1 protein-coding gene is annotated in these 555 nt (G+C 62.3%); it reads right to left on the bottom strand.

The features are described from left to right. On the bottom strand, positions 1–555 hold a 555-nt coding region (locus MKK70_RS13005), incomplete at both ends, for a glycosyl hydrolase (RefSeq protein WP_243948205.1).

Raw genomic sequence — 555 nt, 5'->3', positions numbered from 1 at the left:
GACCATTTTATGGTCGGCCATCCACTTGGTCATGGCCTGAACGTAGGGACCCGCGTTGTCGCTGGCGACACCCCATTCGGAGATGGCAGTGGCCCTACCGTGGGCTGCGGCGACCTCCTGCTGCCCCTGTAGGCCGTAGCTGCGTGTCACCTCGCCCTTGACCCCCTTGCCGGCATCGGTGACGTCCCATTGGGTGCTGTAACAGACGTCCGTACCGATCACCTCGACGTACTTGTCGCCCGGATACGCCTTCTCCGGGTTCATGTTGCCACCATCGTTAGTGGTGTCCCATACGAACTTGAACTTGTCGGACACGGAGCGGAACGTGGTCACCAGCTCCTGGAAGGCTTTGATGAACGCGGCTTCGTGGCCGTTGGCGGCCCAGGGCATCCAGGAGCCGTTGAACTCCCAGCCGACGCGCACGTAGATGTTGCCGTCGCTGCTGGCCTTGGTCTGCGCTAAGCCCTGCGCGGCCTTGAGGAAATGATCGTTGAAAGCGCCTGTGGCGACCTGCTCGAGCGAGGTGCCCCAAACCGTCAGCGGTACCGACCAGAT

It is taken from the genome of Methylobacterium sp. E-041, assembly GCF_022829665.1.
Taxonomy (GTDB): domain Bacteria; phylum Pseudomonadota; class Alphaproteobacteria; order Rhizobiales; family Beijerinckiaceae; genus Methylobacterium.
This window is presented reverse-complemented; position numbering and strand designations above follow the sequence as displayed.